Origin of the sequence: Rhodococcus sp. PSBB066, from assembly GCF_017068255.1 — a bacterium.
Taxonomy (GTDB): domain Bacteria; phylum Actinomycetota; class Actinomycetes; order Mycobacteriales; family Mycobacteriaceae; genus Rhodococcus; species Rhodococcus aetherivorans.
Genome location: NZ_CP070859.1, coordinates 2319765 through 2336862 on the forward strand (window position 1 = coordinate 2319765; position 17098 = coordinate 2336862).

Below are 17098 nucleotides of genomic sequence, written 5' to 3' on the forward strand. Positions count from 1 at the left end.
ATCGACGCCGATGGTTACCGGCGGCGGGGCAGCCGCACCACCTGGACGAAGAACTCGTCGATCTGCCGGACCGCCCCGATGAATTGGTCGAGGTCCACCGGCTTGGTGACATACGCGTTGGCGTGCAGCCGATAGCTGCGCAGGATGTCCTCCTCGGCGGCCGAGGTGGTCAGCACCACGACCGGGATGTCGGACAGGTCCGGGTCGGACTTGATCTTCTCGAGGACCTGGCGCCCGTCGTACTTGGGCAGGTTGAGGTCGAGCAGAATCAGGTCGGGACGCGGCGCTCCGGTGTGCGCGCCGCGCTGGTACAGGAAGTCCAGCGCCTCCTCGCCGTCGCGGACCACGTGCAGCTCGTTGCCGATCTTGTTGTCCTCGAAGGCCTCGCGGGTCATCAGCTCGTCGCCCGGGTCGTCTTCGACCAGTAGGACGTCGATGGGCTCTGCGGGGGTCATGCGGGGGCTCCTTCGAGATCGGTGTCGGCCGGGGCGTGCTCTTCGGGTTCTGCCTCGGGCAGGGCGGGGACGGTGAAGCAGAACCGGGTGCCTCCGGTGTGCTCGGTGTCGATCCAGATCCTGCCACCGTGGTACTCGACGATCTTCTTGCACACCGCCAGGCCGATGCCGGTGCCGGTGTAGACGTCGCGGCCGTGGAGGCGCTGGAAGATGATGAACACCTTCTCGGCGAACTCCTTGTCGATGCCGATGCCGTTGTCCGTGACGCACAGCTGCCAGCTGCCGGCACCCGCCTGGTCACCGCCACCGTCGCCGTCGGCCCGCTCACACGTGATCCGCACGACGGGGGTGCGGTCCGGGTGGCGGAACTTGATCGCGTTACCCAGCAGATTCTGCCAGAGCATCGTCAGCAGGGTCGGATCGCCCGTGATCTCGGGGAGCTTCTCGGGCCGCTCGATGCGCGCCTCGGACTCGTCGACCGCGGCGGAAAGGTTGGTCAGTGCCTTGTCCAGCGGCTGATCCAGGTCGACGCGCACGTGGGCGTCGTTGACCCGGCCCACCCGGGAGAACGCCAGCAGGTCGTTGATGAGGACCTGCATGCGCTTGGCACCGTCGACGGCGAACGCGATGTACTGGACGCCCCGTTCGTCGAGCTTGTCGCCGTAGCGCTTCTCGAGCAGCTGGCAGAAGGAGGCGACCTTGCGCAGCGGTTCCTGCAGGTCGTGGGAGGCGACGTAGGCGAACTGCTCGAGCTCGGCGTTGGAGCGGCGCAGTTCCTCGGCCTGGGCGTCGAGGTCCGCCGTCTGGCTGGCGAGGCGCTGGTGCTGGGTGTGGGCGGCCGCCAGCGCGAACACGATGCGCCCGCGCATGGCTTCGACGTCCTGTGCCAGGGCTCGGATGTCCTTCGGGCCCTGGGGGCGGATGTGCTGGTCGAAGTTGCCGTCCGCGACGACGCGCCGCGTCGCCGCGCGCAGGCTGACCAGCGGCATGGCGACGAGGTTGTGCACGAGGATCACCATGAGCAGGCCGGTGAGCAGGAAGCCTGCCACCATCGCCACGAGCACGGAGTTGCGGATCGTTCGGGCGTGGATGAGGTTGTCGTAGCCCTCCGCGCGGGCCTGGACGAGTTCGGCGTTCTGCGCCTCGAAGAGGGTGCGCATGGCGTCGAACGTGGATCGGCCCCGCTCGGTGCTGCCGGGATCCACGGGTGCGGGGACGCCGGGGACGACGCTCGCGACGAGCGGGTCGGCGTAGTCGGCGCGCCACGCGGCCGCCGCCGCCTCGATCTCCTCGACGGCGGCGAGCAGTTCCGGATGGCCGGCGGTGAACTCCCGCATCCGGTCCGCGGCCTCCTGCTCGATCCGCTTGCCCGTCAGGTACGGCTCGAGGAATTCGACGTCGGCGGTGGCGGCGTAGCCGCGGGCGCCGGTCTCCTGATCCAGCAGCGCCGCCTGCAGCCGGTACGCCTCGGCGCGGGCCGGCTGGATCTGGTCGACCAGTTCGTCCGTGATCTGGGCCGTGCGCTGGATGAAATACCCGCCGACCGCCGTGCCGACGACGACGAACACGGCGAGGACCGCGAAGGCGACCTGGAACCAGCTCTGGACCGTCAGCCGCGAGCGCACCCGCTCGACCTTGGGTTCGGGCATCGACGGGTCTCTCATGACTGTTCCGTCACCTTCTCGCTCCAGCGCACGTGTACCACGGCCACGTCGTCGGCGAGTCCTCCGTGACTCTCCGCCAGCGCCTCGGCCCGGTCGATCAGGGTGTCGACGAACGCCTCGGGCGCCAAGTGGCCCTCTTCGCGGGCCAGCCGCAGCAGGCCCTCCTCGCCGAGGCGTTCGCCGCCGTCGCCGATCCGGCCTTCGAACAGCCCGTCGGTGAACATCATGATGCCGCCGCCTGGCGGCAGTTCCAGCTCGTGCACGGGCCACGTCGAGACACCGGGCAGCAGACCGAGGGCGGGTCCGCCGGGTGCCTCCACCCAGTCCACGCCCCGGGAACTGTGCAGCAGCAGACCCGGATGCCCGGCGCGCATCACCTGCACCCGGCGCCGGTCCGGCGACATGGCGAGGCTGGTGAGGGTGGCGAAGTGCCGTTCGTTCGCCCGTTCGGCGACCATGATCCGCTCGAGTTTCTGCAACTGCGCGACACCGGTGACGCCGGTGACCACGAGGGTGCGCCACGCGATCCGAAGGCTCACCCCGAGTGCCGCCTCGTCGGGACCGTGCCCGCTGACGTCGCCGATGAGCACGTGCACCGTGCCGTCCTCGGTCTGCACGACGTCGTAGAAGTCGCCGCCGAGCAGGGACTGCTCGCGCCCGGGCCGGTAGCGGGCCACGACGTCCACGTCGCCCGTGCCGCGCAGCATCGGCGACGGCAGCAGGCCGCGTTCGAGGCGGGCGTTCTCGCGCGCCTGCAGCCGGCTGGCCTGCAACGCGACGGCGGCATGCTCGGCCTGCTTGCGCTGGATCGCGTAGCGCACGGTCCGGCCGAACATGTCCGGCTCCACCCGGCCCTTGACGAGATAGTCCTGAGCGCCGGCGGTCACCGCCGCCAGCCCCGTCTGCTCCTCGGCGAGACCGGTGAGCACCACGACCGGAACGCCGGCGGCGTACTGCTGCACCCGGGCCAGCGCGTCCATGCCCTGCGCGTCGGGCAGATGCAGGTCCAGCAGGATGCAGTCGGGCAGTCCGCCGGCCAGCTCCGCGCGAGCCGCGGCCATGGTCTGGACCCATTCCAGGCGCATGCCCTGCGCGCTGTCCGCCACCAGTTCCTCGACGATGAGTGCGTCGCCGGCGTCGTCCTCGATCAGGAGGACCGACGGCTCCTCCCGGTCCCAGTCGGTCTCCAGAGCAACCGATGTACCTTTGCTGCTACTTCCTGGTGGTGCGCCGGCAGGCCCGTGCTGCTCGGAGAACATGGCCCCTGCCCTTCGATCTCGCGTGCCGTGATCCCGGATCCCTCGCTCCGGACGACAACAGAGGAAGAATACCTATCGTTCACCCGCCCGCCGTCGCCCGCGGACGACGAACCGGTCACCGGGCATGGCGGCCCTTGCGTGCGACGGGCTCGGGGGCGCCGGGCCGGGCCAGCAGCGCGGCGATGCCGGTGGTGAGCGGAACGGACAGAGCGAGCGCGATGCCGCCCACACACGCCCGCACCACCTCGATGGCGACGGCGTCGCCGGTGAGGACGTCCGAGATGGACCGGCCGGCGACGCTGAACAGCAGCAGCAGGGGCAGGGCGCCACCGGCGTACGCCAGCACCAGGGTGTAGACGGTGCTGGCGATGTGGTCGCGGCCGACCCGCATCGCGGAGGAGAACACCTTCCGGCGCGAGGCCGTGGGATCGAGCGCCGCCAGCTCGAACGCCGACGCCGCCTGGGTGATGGTCACGTCGTTGAGGACACCGAGCGAACCGATGATGAAGCCGGCGAGGAGCAGGCCGGTGATGCTGACCTGCTCGAGGTACAGCTGCACGTCGGTGTTCTGTTCCTCGGACAGCCCGGTCAGGTGTGTCATCCAGATCGCGAGGTACGAGAGCAGGGCGGCGAGCAGCATCGACGCAAGGGTGCCCAGCAGGGCCGAGCTGGTGCGCAGATTCACCCCGTGCGCGAGATAGAGCACTGCGTAGAGGATGATCGCGCCGCCGACCAGCGCGACGGGCACGGCGGGTTTGCCGTCGAGCAGCGCGGGGAGCATGAACACCACGAGCACCCCGAACGCGATCAGCAGGCCGATCAGGGCGCGCAGGCCACGCCACCGGGCCACGGCCACGATGACCACGGCGAACGCCGTGATGATCAGCGCGAGGGGGAGCCCGCGGGAGTAGTCGTAGAACGAGTACTGGGTGGCGCCGGACGGGTCGACCTGCCGCACCAGCCGGATCTCCTCGCCGACGCGCAGGTCCGGCTGCCCCGGGCCGGGCCCGATCTCGAGCAGGGTGCGGGTGCCCTCGTTGGGGCCCGAATCGATGGTGACGATGCTGCGCTGGCACTGGTAGGCGTCGGTCGCGGGGGGAACGGGGTCGCCGGTGAACGGGCGGCCGGCCGAACTGCTCCCGCATGGGCCGATGTCCTGCTCGACGACGGTGCCGGCCTCGGTGACGACGGCTCCGCCGCCGGTGGTCTGGAACGGGGCCGGGATGTCGACCGCCTGCCCGCTGGGCCACAGCGCGACGGCGCCGGCCAGCACGGCGACGCCGATCGCGACGAGGAGTCCGACGACGACCTTCGCAGCGGTGGGTCCGACCGGGATCGGCCCGGAGAAGTGGCCGTGTCCGTGTCCGTGGCCGGGGGGCTCTGCGCGAGTCACCGCATCAGGGTAACGACGAGATCGCGGCGAGGTCGCATCGCGGAAGACCGGCCGCATCCGGGGGACAAGGGCTGGTGGTGGCGGGGAGCAGGGGGGGGGTGTCCCCGCCACCTTCGACCTGATCTCGCACAGGGGGGATGGCGATGATCAGGGAGCCCAGCACGCTGAGGTGCCGTAGACAAACGTACTGGCTCTGTCGGCCCCCGGGGTAGTACCTACCGTGTGTCGGTCCTCACCGGGGTCCGGCCGCACGCTCGTTTTCGGGGGGAGTCGACGGCTCTGCCTGCGGTGACGCCGTTCGTTCGTCGCAACATATACTTTCGACAACGGTCGGCGTGTCGTGCATCCCGGGCGTGTCGCGAGGAGGTCGCCGCGGTCACTGCTTGTAGCTGGACAGGAAGTTGCCGAAGCGTTCGATGGCCACCGCCAGGTCGCGGGCCCACGGCAGCGTCACGATCCGCAGATGGTCCGGATCCGGCCAGTTGAAGCCGGTGCCCTGCACCATCAGGATCTTCTCCTGCAGCAGCAGGTCCTGGACCAGCTTCTCGTCGTCGTGGATCTCGTACACCTCCGGGTCGAGGCGCGGGAAGGCGTACAGGGCGCCGCGCGGCTTGACGCAGCTGACGCCGGGAATCGAGTTCAGGCGCTCCCACGCGACGTCGCGCTGCTCGAGCAGCCGGCCACCGGGCAGGATCAGGTCCTCGATGCTCTGATGCCCGCCGAGCGCCACCTGGATGGCGTGCTGGGCCGGCACGTTGGGGCACAGGCGGGTCGAGGCGAGCAGGTCGATGCCCTCGAGGAACCCGCCGGCGTGGTCCTTCGGGCCGGTGATCGTCATCCAGCCCGACCGGTACCCGGCGACCCGGTAGGCCTTCGACAGGCCGTTGTAGGTCAGGCACAGCAGGTCGGGCGCGAGGGTGGCCAGGGAGATGTGCTTGGCGTCGTCGTAGAGGATCTTGTCGTAGATCTCGTCGGCGAGCAGCAGCAGCTGGTACTTGCGGGCCAGCTGCACCAGCTGCTCGAGCACCTCGAGCGAGTACACGGCACCCGTCGGATTGTTCGGGTTGATGACCAGCAGGGCCTTGGTCTTCTCCGTGATCTTCGACTCGATGTCCTCGATGTCGGGATTCCAGTCGTTGGACTCGTCGCACAGGTAGTGCACCGGCGTACCGCCGGCCAGGGACGTCATCGCCGTCCACAGCGGGTAGTCCGGCGCCGGGATCAGCACCTCGTCGCCGTCGTCGAGCAGGGCCTGCATCGTCATCGTGATCAGCTCGGAGACGCCGTTGCCGAGGTAGACGTCGTTGATGTCGAGCTTCGGGAAGCCCGGCACGAGCTCGTAACGGGTGACGATGGCCCGGCGCGCCGACGCGATGCCCTTCGACTCGGAGTAGCCCTGGGCGTTGGGCAGCGCCGCGATCATGTCCTGCACGATCGTCTCGGGTGCCTCGAACCCGAACGGCGCCGGGTTGCCGATGTTGAGCTTCAGGATGCGGTGCCCCTCCGCCTCGAGCCGCGCGGCATGCGCGTGCACCGGCCCCCGGATCTCGTACAGCACGTTCTGCAGCTTCGCGGACTGCTCGAGCTTGCGGGTGATGCGGTGATGAAGGTGGCCCTGTTCTCCTGTACTCACGGCGTCCATGGTGCCACCCGGCCGCAACCGGGTTTCAGCCGGATTTCGCCTGCATCGCCGCGTCCACCGCGACGATCGGCCCGAAAAGTGCAATCATGACCACTTGTGACCGTTGCGTCGGGGTGACGCGCGGGTGGATTGAGGAGTCGCACGGTATGGCACAGGGAACTGTGAAGTGGTTCAACGCCGAAAAGGGTTTCGGCTTCATCGAGCAGGACGGCGGTGGACCCGACGTGTTCGTCCACTACTCGGAGATTCAGGGCTCCGGCTTCAAGTCGCTGGACGAAGGTGCCCGGGTCGAGTTCGAGATCGGGCAGGGACAGAAGGGCCCGCAGGCCCAGGGAGTCCGTCCCATCTGAGCGGGTCGTCCCGACGGTTCGACGGCGCTGCACCTACGGTGCGGCGCCGTCGCTGTATTCGGACCGGTCACAACTTCGTGGGTGGTTCGTCTCGTTTGTCCTACTATTCGGTAACATCCCGGCGCGTTGCGGACATATGGGATGTAAGAACCGTGATGTTCGGGGGACGGGCGAGACAACCAGGGGGTTGGTGTACATGGTGGGGGACGGGAGCGCGGGGGCGCGCTGGAAGGACCGGAAACGGTACCTGTGGCTGTGCGGGCTCGCCGTCCCGCTGAGCCCGTTCGTCGCGTGGCTGCTCGTCGAGTACCTGCACCTCGGTGTGTTCTGGGCGTTCGGTGCGCTGCTGATCGCGGTGATCGTCCCGCTCGTCGACCGGTTCACCGGCGTCGACAAGGCCAACCCGCCGGAAGAGGTCGTGCGCGACCTCGAGGAGGACCGGTACTACCGCTGGTGCACCTACCTGTACCTGCCGCTGCAGTACGCGGGCCTCGTCTTCGCCTGCTGGGTGTGGACCGTCGCGCCGATGGGCTGGCCCGAGCGGTTCGCGATGGCCGCCACCGTCGGCGTGGTCGGCGGCGTCGGCATCAACGCCGCGCACGAACTCGGGCACAAACGCACCGACCTCGAACGCCGGCTCGCCAAGATCGCCCTCGCCCAGTCGGGCTACGGGCACTTCTTCGTCGAACACAACCACGGTCACCATCTGCGCGTCGCCACCCCGGAGGACGCCGCGACGGCGCGGTTCGGCGAGACGTACTGGGAGTTCCTGCCGCGCTCGGTGTTCGGCGGCCTCCGGTCGGGCTGGCGGTACGAGCGTGAGCGCCTGGCCCGTCGCGGGCTGCCCTGGTGGAGCCCGCGCAACAACGTCCTGAACGCCTGGGTCCTGACCGTCGTGCTGTACGCCGGGCTGATCGCGGTCTTCGGATGGTCCGTCGCGCCCTGGCTGGTGGTGCAGGCCGTGCTGGCCGTGATGTTCCTCGAGGCCGCGAACTACCTCGAGCACTACGGTCTGCTGCGCGGCACGCGTCCGAACGGCACGTACGAGCGCGTCGCGCCGCGGCACAGCTGGAACAGCGACCACAGCTGCAGCAACCTGTTCCTCTACCACCTGCAGCGGCACAGCGACCACCACGCCAATCCGCTGCGGCGCTACCAGACGCTGCGCACGATGGACGAGGCGCCGCAGCTGCCCGCCGGCTACGCCGTCATGATCCTGCTGTCGTTCGTTCCGCCGTTGTGGCGCAAGGTGATGGACCCGCGCCTGCTCGACCACTACGACGGTGACATCTCGCGCGTGAACCTCGATCCCAAGCGCCGCGAGGAGCTGCTCGCCCGGCACGGCTAACCCGCGTGCTCGCACCAGGTGGAGCAGTCGAATCCGGTTGTCGGGACGTGGCTTCGGGTGCACGCCCGGCTGTCCACAGCCGGGCGGTTCGTCCACAGATCGGGCCGCCTCCTGCGTTTGATGCGGTGTGCGCCCGCCCGGATACGGCACCGTGACCGTCATGGGCGACGAACACGACATCATCCGGCGCGCCGCCGCACGCGAGCGCGGCGTCACCGATCGCGAGATCCGGCGGCTGTGCGGCCGCGGGCACTGGCACCGCATCCACCGCGGCGCCTATCTGCCGGCCGAGAGCTACGCACAGCTCGACGAATACGGCCGTCACCACCGGCGAGCCGTCGCCGTTGCCGGTGGGCTCCGCTCCGACGCCGCGCTCAGCCACGTCTCTGCCGCCGTCCTGCACGGCCTCGCCCTCTGGAACACCCCGCTCGGGGAGGTCCACCTGACCCGTAACCGCATCGGCGGAGCGAAGCGCACGCCGGGGCGGAACCTGCACGCGTCGCCCTTCGCTCCCGACGAGGTCACCGACGTCGGCGGGGCGCGCGTGCTCACCGTCGCCCGCACGGTCGCCGACCTCGCCCGCACCCTGCCGTTCGAGCAGGCCGTCGTCGCAGGGGATCACGCGCTGCGGCTGTGCGGGCTCACCACCGCCGACGTGATCAGCGCACTGGCTCGCAACACCCGCCATCCCGGCCACGCGAAGGGCCTGCGCGCGGCGCGGTTCCTGGACGGGCGTAGCGAGAGCGTGGGCGAGTCCCGCAGTCGCGTGCTGTTTGTCCGCGACGGGCTACCGATGCCGATGACCCAGGCGGTGATCCACGATGACCGCGGTCGGTGGCTGGCCCGGGTCGATTTCCTGCTCCCGGAACACGGGGTGATCGGCGAGTTCGACGGTCGCGTGAAGTATCGGGGCGACGACATCACCCCGGAGGAGACGGTGTGGCGGGAAAAGCAGCGCGAGGATCGTCTGCGCGACGCCGGCTGGACCGTGGTGCGCTGGGTGTGGGACGAGCTGGCTACACCCTCGGTGGTCGCCGACCGCATCCGGGAGGCGATCGCCCGGGCCGGACGTGGGCCGGGGCCCACCGGGACGTTCAGGGCCTGACGTCGAGCTTGCACCCGTCGTTGCGTGCTTGCCTCCGTTGCAGGCGTAGGCAGGAGGTGCAAGGACGGTGCAAGGGATGTCTGCTCCGGGAAACGGCGACGCCCCCCACCCGAGCGGGTGAGGGGCGTCGCCGTGGGTGCTATCCGCGCCGGCCGGGGGCCTTGGCGCCGGACCTGAAGCCCAGCGCTCCCGGCTTGGCCTGCGGCGGGGCCGGTGCCTCGGCGCCATTGGTCGGCGAGGCCTCGGTGCCATTGGTCGGCGAGGCCTCGGTGCCGTTGGTCGACGGCGCCTCGGGGGCCGGTGCCTTCTCCGGCGGTGCATCCGGATCGGGCGCCTCACCCGGGGGTGCGTGCGCCGGTTCCGGTGCCTTCGCGGGAGCCTCGGGCTTCTCCGCCGGAGGCGCGGGCCTCTCTGCCGGAGGCTTCGGCGCGGCGGCCTTGCGGGCGCCGGGAGCCTTCGCTCCGCCCTTGAACGCCAGGCCACCCGGCTTCGCCTTCGGCGGCTCGGGAGCCGCCGGAGCCTCCGTGACGGGTGCCTCGGCGGCGGGTGCCTTCGCGGGGGCCTCGGCCGCCGGTGCCGTCGCGGGGGCCTCGGCGGCCGGTGCCGGCGCGGCCTTCTTCGCACCCGGAGCCTTGAGCCCGCCCTTCATCTGCAGGCCGCCCGGCTTGGCCTTCGGAACCGACGGCGCGGCGGGGGCCTCGGCGGCCGGTGCCGTCGCGGGGGCCTCGGCAGCCGGTGCCTGCGCGGCCGGGGCGGCCGCGGCCGGAGCCGTCTTCTTGGCGCCCGGGGCCTTGAGCCCGCCCTTCATCTGCAGTCCGCCCGGCTTGGCCTTCGGGGCCGCCGGGGCCTCGGCCGGAGCGGATTCGGCAGCGGGAGCGGCCGGAGCGGCCTTCTTGGCGCCCGGGGCCTTGAGCCCGCCCTTCATCTGCAGTCCGCCCGGCTTGGCGGCCGGGGCCGCGGGAGCCTCGGCCGCGGCACCGTCGCCGGCCGCGGCACCGTCGCCGGCTGCGGGAGCCTTCGCGCCCGGGGCCTTCAGGCCGCCCTTCATCTGCAGCCCGCCCGGCTTCGAGCCGGGAGCCTTGGCGGCGCCCTTCATCTGCAGGCCGCCGGCCGGGGCCGTCTTGGGGGCCGCCGGGGTCGCGGCCGCCTCCTCGATCTCCTCGACGCGCTCCTTCCTCACCGTCTCGGCGGTCGCCTCCGCGGCCACGGCGGCCTCCGGGGTGCCGGCGGTCGCCACCGGTTCCGCGACGGGCCGCTCACGCGGGATCACCTTGATGTTCTCGCTGAGCGTCGCGGGCTCGAGACGGGTGATGGAGTCGAGCATGAGCTGGGCGACGTCGACGACCTCGACGCCCTCGCCTTCGCCCTTCTCCTGACGCGCGGTGACACCGTCGTTGAGCATGACGCGGCAGAAGGGGCAGCCGGTGGCGATCTTCGACGGATTCGTCGACAGTGCCTCGTCGACGCGGTCGATGTTGATCCGCTTGCCGATCTTCTCTTCCATCCACATGCGGGCACCACCGGCACCACAGCACATGGACCGTTCGCCGTGCCGCGGCATCTCGGTGAGCTTCGCGCCGGACGCGGCCATCAGCTCACGCGGTGCGTCGTACACCTTGTTGTGGCGGCCGAGGAAGCACGGGTCGTGGTAGGTCACGTCCTGGCTCACCGACGCCACCGGCACCAGCTTCTTCTGCCGCACCAGGCGGTTCAGCAGCTGGGTGTGGTGCACGACCTCGTAGTTCCCGCCGACCTGGGGATACTCGTTGTTGAGCGCGTTGAAGCAGTGCGCGCAGGTGACGACGATCTTGCGCCTGGAGTCCTCGACGCCCTCGAACACCGAGTTCAGGGTCTCGATGTTCTGCATCGCGAGCTGCTGGAACAGGAACTCGTTGCCCGCGCGACGGGCCGAGTCACCGGTGCAGGTCTCCTCGGCACCGAGAACCATGAACTTCACGCCGGCGGTCGCGAGCAGCTCGGCGACGGCCTTCGTGGTCTTCTTGGCCCGGTCCTCGTAGGCGCCGGCGCAGCCGACCCAGAACAGGTACTCGTAGTCGGCGAAGCTGTCCGCGTCCTGGCCGAACACCGGAACGTCGAAGTCCAGCTCGGAGATCCAGTTGAGCCGGTCCTTGGCGTTCTGGCCCCACGGGTTGCCCTTGTTCTCGAGGTTCTTGAACAGACCCGCGAGCTCGGACGGGAAGTCGGACTCGATGAGCACCTGGTAGCGGCGCATGTCGATGATGTGGTCGACGTGCTCGATGTCCACCGGGCACTGCTCGACGCAGGCACCGCAGTTGGTGCAGCTCCACAGCGTCTCCGTGTCGATGACGGGCGCGAGCTCACCCTCGACGGTCTCGCCGACCAGCTTGCGATCGGCCTCGGCCAGGGCTGCCGCCGGGATCTTCCCGAGCTTGGCCTCGTCCGCGTTGCCCTCGGCGTCGACCAGGCCGACCTCGTCGCCGCCGAGGTCCTTGCGGCCACCGGCGAGCAGGTAGGGCGCCTTGGCGTAGCCGTGGTCGCGCAGCGAGGTGATGACCAGCTTGGGCGACAGCGGCTTACCGGTGTTCCAGGCCGGGCACTGCGACTGGCAGCGACCGCACTCGGTGCACGTGGTGAAGTCGAGCCAGCCCTTCCAGGAGAAGTCCTCGATCTGGCCGGCACCGAAGGTGTCGGTGTCCGGATCGGCCGTCTCCATGTCGATGGCCTTGCCCTTCGACGTCATCGGCTTCGCGGCGCCGAGGGCGACGCCACCGTCGTCCTCGCGCTTGAAGTAGATGTTGAAGAACGCGGCGAAGCGGTGCCAGGCGACACCCCACGTGATGTTGCGGCCGACGACGTACAGCCAGACCATGCCGGACATCAGCTTGACGAACGCGAAGATCGACACCATCACGGCGCTCGCCGGCAGCAGCTTGGCAAGGTTCATCGTGAAGAAGTCGGTCCACGGGTTGGCGTGGCCGTAGGTCGCGATCTTGCCGGCCTTGACGAAGATCATGCCGAGGCCCTCGATGAGGACGACGGTCTCGACGAAGTACGCGGCCCGGAAGTCGGAGCCGGCGAAGCGCGAGAGCCGCGCGGGCTTCCGCGGGTGGTTCAGCTGCCGGATGATGATCAGCGCCGTGATTCCGATCACGGTTCCGAGGCCGAGCAGTTCGTCGATCAGGTGATAGACGGCGGTGTTGCCGATCAGCGGCCAGTGGAACGCCGGGTCGAAGGTCTGGCCGTAAGCCTCGAACCAGACGATCGCGCCGAGCATGAAGCCGACCATCACCAGCCAGTGGGCCCAGCCCACGGTGCGGAACTTACTCATCCGGGTGTGTGCGACGAACTCGACGAGCATCTGCTTGAAGCGCGGGAAGAACGGCCGCCACCGATCCGGAGCCGGCTGGCCGATCCGGACGACGTTGACCATCTTCATCGCGCCACCGATGAACGAGTACCAGCACACCAGACTGAGCAGCACGCCGATCGTGCCCAACGTGATCGTCAGGGCATTCATAGGTGGCCTTTCGTGTCGGGGGCGGCAGCGCGCCGCCTGGTATAAGCCCACGCATCCTAACCCGAACTAAGTTACCAGCCGGTAGCTATAGGAAGTTACCGGCCGGTAGTCTAGTCTCGCGGTGCTGCGGCGCGGTGCTGAGCAGAGGTCGACCGCGTGGGGGGCGGCCGAATTGCCGCATCGCGCCGTAGCGTGAGTGTCCGCTCACGTTAAGCGTTAAACCTTTCGACTCATTGAGTCAGGCAAACCTAACGTGCGGTAGCTGGTCACGCTTCGGCATACGTACTCGTGAGTCCGGCAACGGAGTGGCAACGGATTCGGTACATTCCGGACGCGAGGATCCGTGTGATGTCGGTTATGATGCTGCGCGAGATGTGCTTCGCGCACCCGCGATCAGGGCCTACGGTGCGCAGGGGCACATTGGTGTCAGAACTTGGGGGGCGTCCGTCGGGGGCGTGCGCCGAAGTCACAGAACGGAATCGAATGAAGTTCAGGAAGCTCGCCGCCGTCGCGGCGATGACCATCGCCGCCGTCGGCGTCACCGCCGGCACGTCCTACGCCGCACCGGCGGTCACGGCACCGGAGAAGATCAACTACGAGACCAAGGCGGAGGGCGACTCCGTCGTCACCGTCATCGACGCCGGCTCGTTCGCCGTGTCCGGCGACGGCAAGAGCGTCGAGCTGCAGGACAGCGACGGCAACGCGGTCGTGAGCCTGCCGCTGGCCATCCAGCTCGGCGACCTGCAGCTGCCCTTCGAGCGGGAGATCAGCGAGGACGGCAAGACCCTCACCCTGACGCCGGTCGTTGCCGAGGACAAGCTGACGCCGGTTGCGCCCGAGGACAAGGTCGCTCCGGGCCTTAGTCCGGTCAGCCTCAAGCTGAGCGACGTCGCGTCGCCCGAGGAGAACCTCAAGGCTCAGCAGAACTTTGCCTCCCAGCTCGGCATCGCCTCCGCGGTCGGTGGGTTGACGGGCGGCATCATCGGGTGCCTCGTTGCCGGTATTCCTGTCGGACTGCTTACTCTCGCGGTCGGCGCGTTGCCGGCGTGTGCTGCTGGCTTCGGTATCGGTAGTGTCGTCGGCACCATCGCTGCCGGTGGTCCCACCCTGGTTATCGCTGGCATCGGCCTGATCCAGACCCTCACTGCGCCTCCGGGCACCACGCAGTGGGCTGAGTAGTCCTAAGAATCCAGCTGCGGCCCCTCGCCATCTCGGCGGGGGGCCACAGCTGTTTCCGGGTCTCAGGAGTTGAGTGTGATCAACCGGAAGAGATGCACCACGATCTCGACGGCGTAGCCCACGATATCGACCCCGACCAGCAACAGATCTGTTGACACCGGTCACTCACCTTTTCGTCGAACCGGCCGTCAACGGACGCCGGGATATGCGACGGTCCGGCCGCGGAGCACACTCCGTGGCCGGACCTCGGGACCTCAGGATCCTAAACCGGGCGGCTGGTTTCCCGGCGTCTCGCTCGGCGCGACACGCCGCACAGCACGAGGGCCCGCCTCCGGCCGGAGGCGGGCCCTCGTGGAGCTCTCAGGGAGCGACGATCACCAGGTGCGCACGCGCAGCCCGGGGTTCTCGGCGAGGACCGCGGAGATCGGCGTCGCGAACAACTCCGGCGACTCGCCCAGCAGGCCGCTGACCACGCCGGCAATCTCGCACATGCCGTACTGACCGACGTTGGAGGCGCTGGAGATGCCCAGGGCCAGGGTGCCGGTGACGATCGTGCCGCCGCTGTCGCCCTGCAGGGCGCACAGGTTGGTGGAGAAGCCGTTCTCCAGCACGCGGTGGCCGACCTCGACGGTCTGGCCCGAGGCGGTCACGACACCGCAGCTGTAGCCCGAGCGGACGCCGGACTTGCACGCGGGCGCACCGACGACGGGCTCGGCGACGCCGGTGATCGGCAGCGGCGCCGCCAGCGGCACCCGCACACCGTTGTTCTCGAACCGGCCCTGGGCCTCGGTGGTCGGCCGGATCACGGCGTAGTCGCGGCCGTCCAGGCTGGTCTTCTCGAAGGTGCCGAGCTGCTGGCCGAGCTCCTCACCGAGCAGCTGGTACACCTTCGACGCGAACTGGGTGCCGGCGGACGGCCGGTTCGGGTCGCAGTGCCCGGCGGTGATGTTGACCGGGCGGTCCGAGCTGTCGACAGCGTTGAAGCCGAGCGAGCAGCGCAGGCCCTCCCCGGCGCCGAGCGCGGCGTAGGCGTCCCCGCCGAACAGGGCCGTCGGGGCGGCGAGGTCGGCGACGGGCCGCAGGTCGCCGGCGGCCGGCTCCGGGACGAGCGGCGCGGGCGCGAACAGCACCCGGGCACCCTGCAGGAAGTCGGGCAGCCGAATCCCGGCGACGTTCTCGGTGCGCAGCACGACGTCGTTGTTCACGACGTCGATGGCGACGCCGCGCACCAGGTCGGCGACGGCGGGCGGCTGGGTGGCCAGCCAGTCGTTCAGCGCCTTCAGTTCGTCGCGCAGCTGCGTCTCGGTGCGGTCGGTGTCCTCGACGGTGAATCCGGCGTCCTCGGCGGCCTCGCGGGCCGCGTCGTAACCCTCGCCCTCGGTCAGCCCCACCTTCGGCGTGCCGTCCCGCTCGAGCCACACGCCGGAGAACACGGCAGCGAACTCCTCCCGCGCCGATTCGGCGAAGCGGGCCAGCTCCTGGCTGCGGGCAGCATCCGTCAGGTACCGCTCGGGGCTCATCTGCAGGTCCCGGGCCAGCGCCTCCACGAGTTCGTTCGGCAGCGCCGTCGCCTCGATCGGGGCCGGGTCGGCCTGTGCGATGGCGGCGGCAGGGCCGAGCAGCATGAGCGCTGCCGAACCGTAAACCGCTGCTCGACGGGCGAAGGAGCGTCGCATGGATGCCTTCCTCGTTGATCTCCGCGACGGTGCGCGAAGATGCCGGCCCCGGGCGGGCCGGTGCTGGACGGGACGATCATATGGGGTCGGCCGCGCGAACACCCAGCCGCGCGGCGTGGCGCGGGACCGGTCAGGCTGCAGCGCCGGTGCGCACCCGCGCGCCGGTCTCGGCCTCGATGTCCTGGATCGAGATGCCCAGGCTGGAGGTGCCACCCTGCGGTGCGAGGACGAGGTTGGCCTCCACACAGTCGGGGGCGCCGGAGCTGTTGGAACCGCTGATCACGCCGAGCGCGAGGGTGCCGGTGACGATGGCGCCGCCGCTGTCGCCGGAGAGGGTGCAGGCGGTGGTCGCGAAGCCGCGGATCGTGGTGCTCGTGCCGTCGGCACGGACCAGCTGGGTCTCGATCCGGTCGGCGGCGACGATGCCGCACGTGAAGTACGACGACTGTCCGGACTTGCACACCGGGGCGCCGGCGACGGGCGCGGCGGTGCCGGTGACGGTCAGCGTCGAGCCGTTGCCGCCGCGGATGACGGGCCGGTTCAGGCCGACGTCCTCGCCCGCCTGGTCGAGGCCGATGATGCCGTAGTCCAGGGTGCTGCCCTCGCCGACGGTCGAGCGGGTGAACGCGCCGATCTTCAGGCTCTCGTCGATGTTCTCCCGGTTGGGCAGGTAGACGGTGGAGCCGCCGTCCTCGCGGGCGACCGCGTCGCAGTGGCCGGCGGTGATGTTGGCGGCCGATCCGTCGGCGTCGACGGCGTTGAAGCCGAACGAGCAGACACCGATGCGGTCGAGCGGCGTCGAGCGGACGTCCCCGTCGGCGGTGATGTAGGTGTCGCCACCGAGCGGGCCGGGCTCGTTCGGCGGCTGGCCCGGGGTGAGCATGACCTGGACGTTGGCGATGAGCGTCGGCAGGTTCAGGGCGCGGCCGGCCGGGCTGTTGGCGATGTCGACGATCAGGCGGTTGTTGAACACGTCGATCGACGTCGCGTTCACCTGGGAGGACAGTTCGCGGGGGAGCGCGGCGACCCAGCGGTTCAGCTCGGCGAGGGACTGCTCGAGCCCGTCCGCGGACACCGGCGCGACGGTGACGTGGTAGCCGTCGTTCTCGGCCTGCCGGGCGGCGTCGGGGTTGGTGACCGCGACGACGGGCCGGCCGTCGGTGCCCAGCCATGCCCCCGCGAAGTCCTCCGGCCGTTCGGCACGGAAGCTGCGCGCGTAGTCCGCGAGTTCCTGCGCGCGTTCGGATCGCGCGAGGTACTCGTCGGCGCTGATCTTCAGGTCGCGGCTGATGGCCTCGACGAGTTCGGCGGGCAGTTGATCCGCAGGCAGCTGATCGGCCGGGGCGGCGTGGGCGGTCGCAGCGAGCGGCCCGGCCAGCAGCAGTGCCGACGCCGCCGCGACGACGACACGGCGAACGGTGGTACGAGCAGCGGCGCGCGACGCCGACGAGTGACGCATGGGGGCCCTTCGAGAATGGGTTGACGGGTTTCGTGCGCGGTCGTGCCGCGGAAGCGGACACAACCGTGT

12 protein-coding genes are annotated in these 17098 nt (G+C 69.9%); 4 read left to right on the forward strand and 8 right to left on the reverse strand.

Annotated elements, in window-relative coordinates; genetic code table 11:
• Window positions 1-14: 14 nt before the first annotated feature.
• From JYA75_RS10770 to JYA75_RS10790, 5 genes are all read right to left on the reverse strand, one after another.
• Entirely contained in the window at window positions 15-455 is a 441-nt protein-coding gene (locus tag JYA75_RS10770; protein WP_100056882.1) for a response regulator, read from the reverse strand.
• Window positions 452-2104: a sensor histidine kinase gene (locus tag JYA75_RS10775; protein WP_203330179.1), complete on the reverse strand. Its 1653-nt coding sequence runs from the start codon at window positions 2102-2104 to the stop codon at window positions 452-454. Before JYA75_RS10775 ends, JYA75_RS10770 begins: the two co-directional genes overlap by 4 nt.
• Window positions 2105-2115: 11 nt before the next feature.
• A complete protein-coding gene (locus JYA75_RS10780) occupies window positions 2116-3378 on the reverse strand; it encodes a fused response regulator/phosphatase (protein WP_203330008.1) in 1263 nt (420 codons plus the stop codon).
• Window positions 3379-3493: 115 nt separating this feature from the next.
• On the reverse strand, window positions 3494-4828 hold the full coding sequence (locus tag JYA75_RS10785; RefSeq protein ID WP_239010571.1) for a YibE/F family protein: 1335 nt from the start codon (window positions 4826-4828) through the stop codon (window positions 3494-3496).
• Window positions 4829-5147: 319 nt separating this feature from the next.
• Window positions 5148-6413, reverse strand: a complete 1266-nt coding sequence (locus tag JYA75_RS10790) for a pyridoxal phosphate-dependent aminotransferase (RefSeq protein WP_029545602.1) — start codon at window positions 6411-6413, stop codon at window positions 5148-5150.
• Window positions 6414-6559: 146 nt separating this feature from the next.
• Between JYA75_RS10790 and JYA75_RS10795 the strand changes: the two genes are divergently transcribed.
• The 3 genes from JYA75_RS10795 to JYA75_RS10805 all read left to right on the forward strand — a co-directional run bounded on the left by JYA75_RS10795 (window position 6560) and on the right by JYA75_RS10805 (window position 9216).
• Window positions 6560-6763: a cold-shock protein gene (locus JYA75_RS10795; RefSeq protein WP_003938894.1), complete on the forward strand. Its 204-nt coding sequence runs from the start codon at window positions 6560-6562 to the stop codon at window positions 6761-6763.
• A 196-nt stretch (window positions 6764-6959) separates the two neighbouring features.
• Window positions 6960-8111 (forward strand): alkane 1-monooxygenase, encoded by a 1152-nt coding sequence (locus tag JYA75_RS10800; RefSeq protein WP_203330010.1) that lies wholly within the window; start codon window positions 6960-6962, stop codon window positions 8109-8111.
• Between the two features lie 160 nt (window positions 8112-8271).
• Window positions 8272-9216: a type IV toxin-antitoxin system AbiEi family antitoxin domain-containing protein gene (locus tag JYA75_RS10805; protein ID WP_044475797.1), complete on the forward strand. Its 945-nt coding sequence runs from the start codon at window positions 8272-8274 to the stop codon at window positions 9214-9216.
• A gap of 139 nt (window positions 9217-9355) precedes the next feature.
• On the opposite strand, the gene JYA75_RS10810 is transcribed toward JYA75_RS10805, so the two are convergent.
• Window positions 9356-12715, reverse strand: coding sequence for a heterodisulfide reductase-related iron-sulfur binding cluster (locus JYA75_RS10810; RefSeq protein ID WP_203330011.1), 3360 nt, complete (start codon window positions 12713-12715; stop codon window positions 9356-9358).
• 483 nt (window positions 12716-13198) lie between these two features.
• Between JYA75_RS10810 and JYA75_RS10815 the strand changes: the two genes are divergently transcribed.
• A complete protein-coding gene (locus JYA75_RS10815; RefSeq protein ID WP_185712977.1) occupies window positions 13199-13894 on the forward strand; it encodes an ammonium transporter in 696 nt (231 codons plus the stop codon).
• Between the two features lie 374 nt (window positions 13895-14268).
• On the opposite strand, the gene JYA75_RS10820 is transcribed toward JYA75_RS10815, so the two are convergent.
• Window positions 14269-15570, reverse strand: coding sequence for a S1 family peptidase (locus JYA75_RS10820; protein WP_006934301.1), 1302 nt, complete (start codon window positions 15568-15570; stop codon window positions 14269-14271).
• 130 nt (window positions 15571-15700) lie between these two features.
• A complete protein-coding gene (locus JYA75_RS10825; RefSeq protein ID WP_065922207.1) occupies window positions 15701-17029 on the reverse strand; it encodes a S1 family peptidase in 1329 nt (442 codons plus the stop codon).
• Window positions 17030-17098 lie beyond the last annotated feature (69 nt).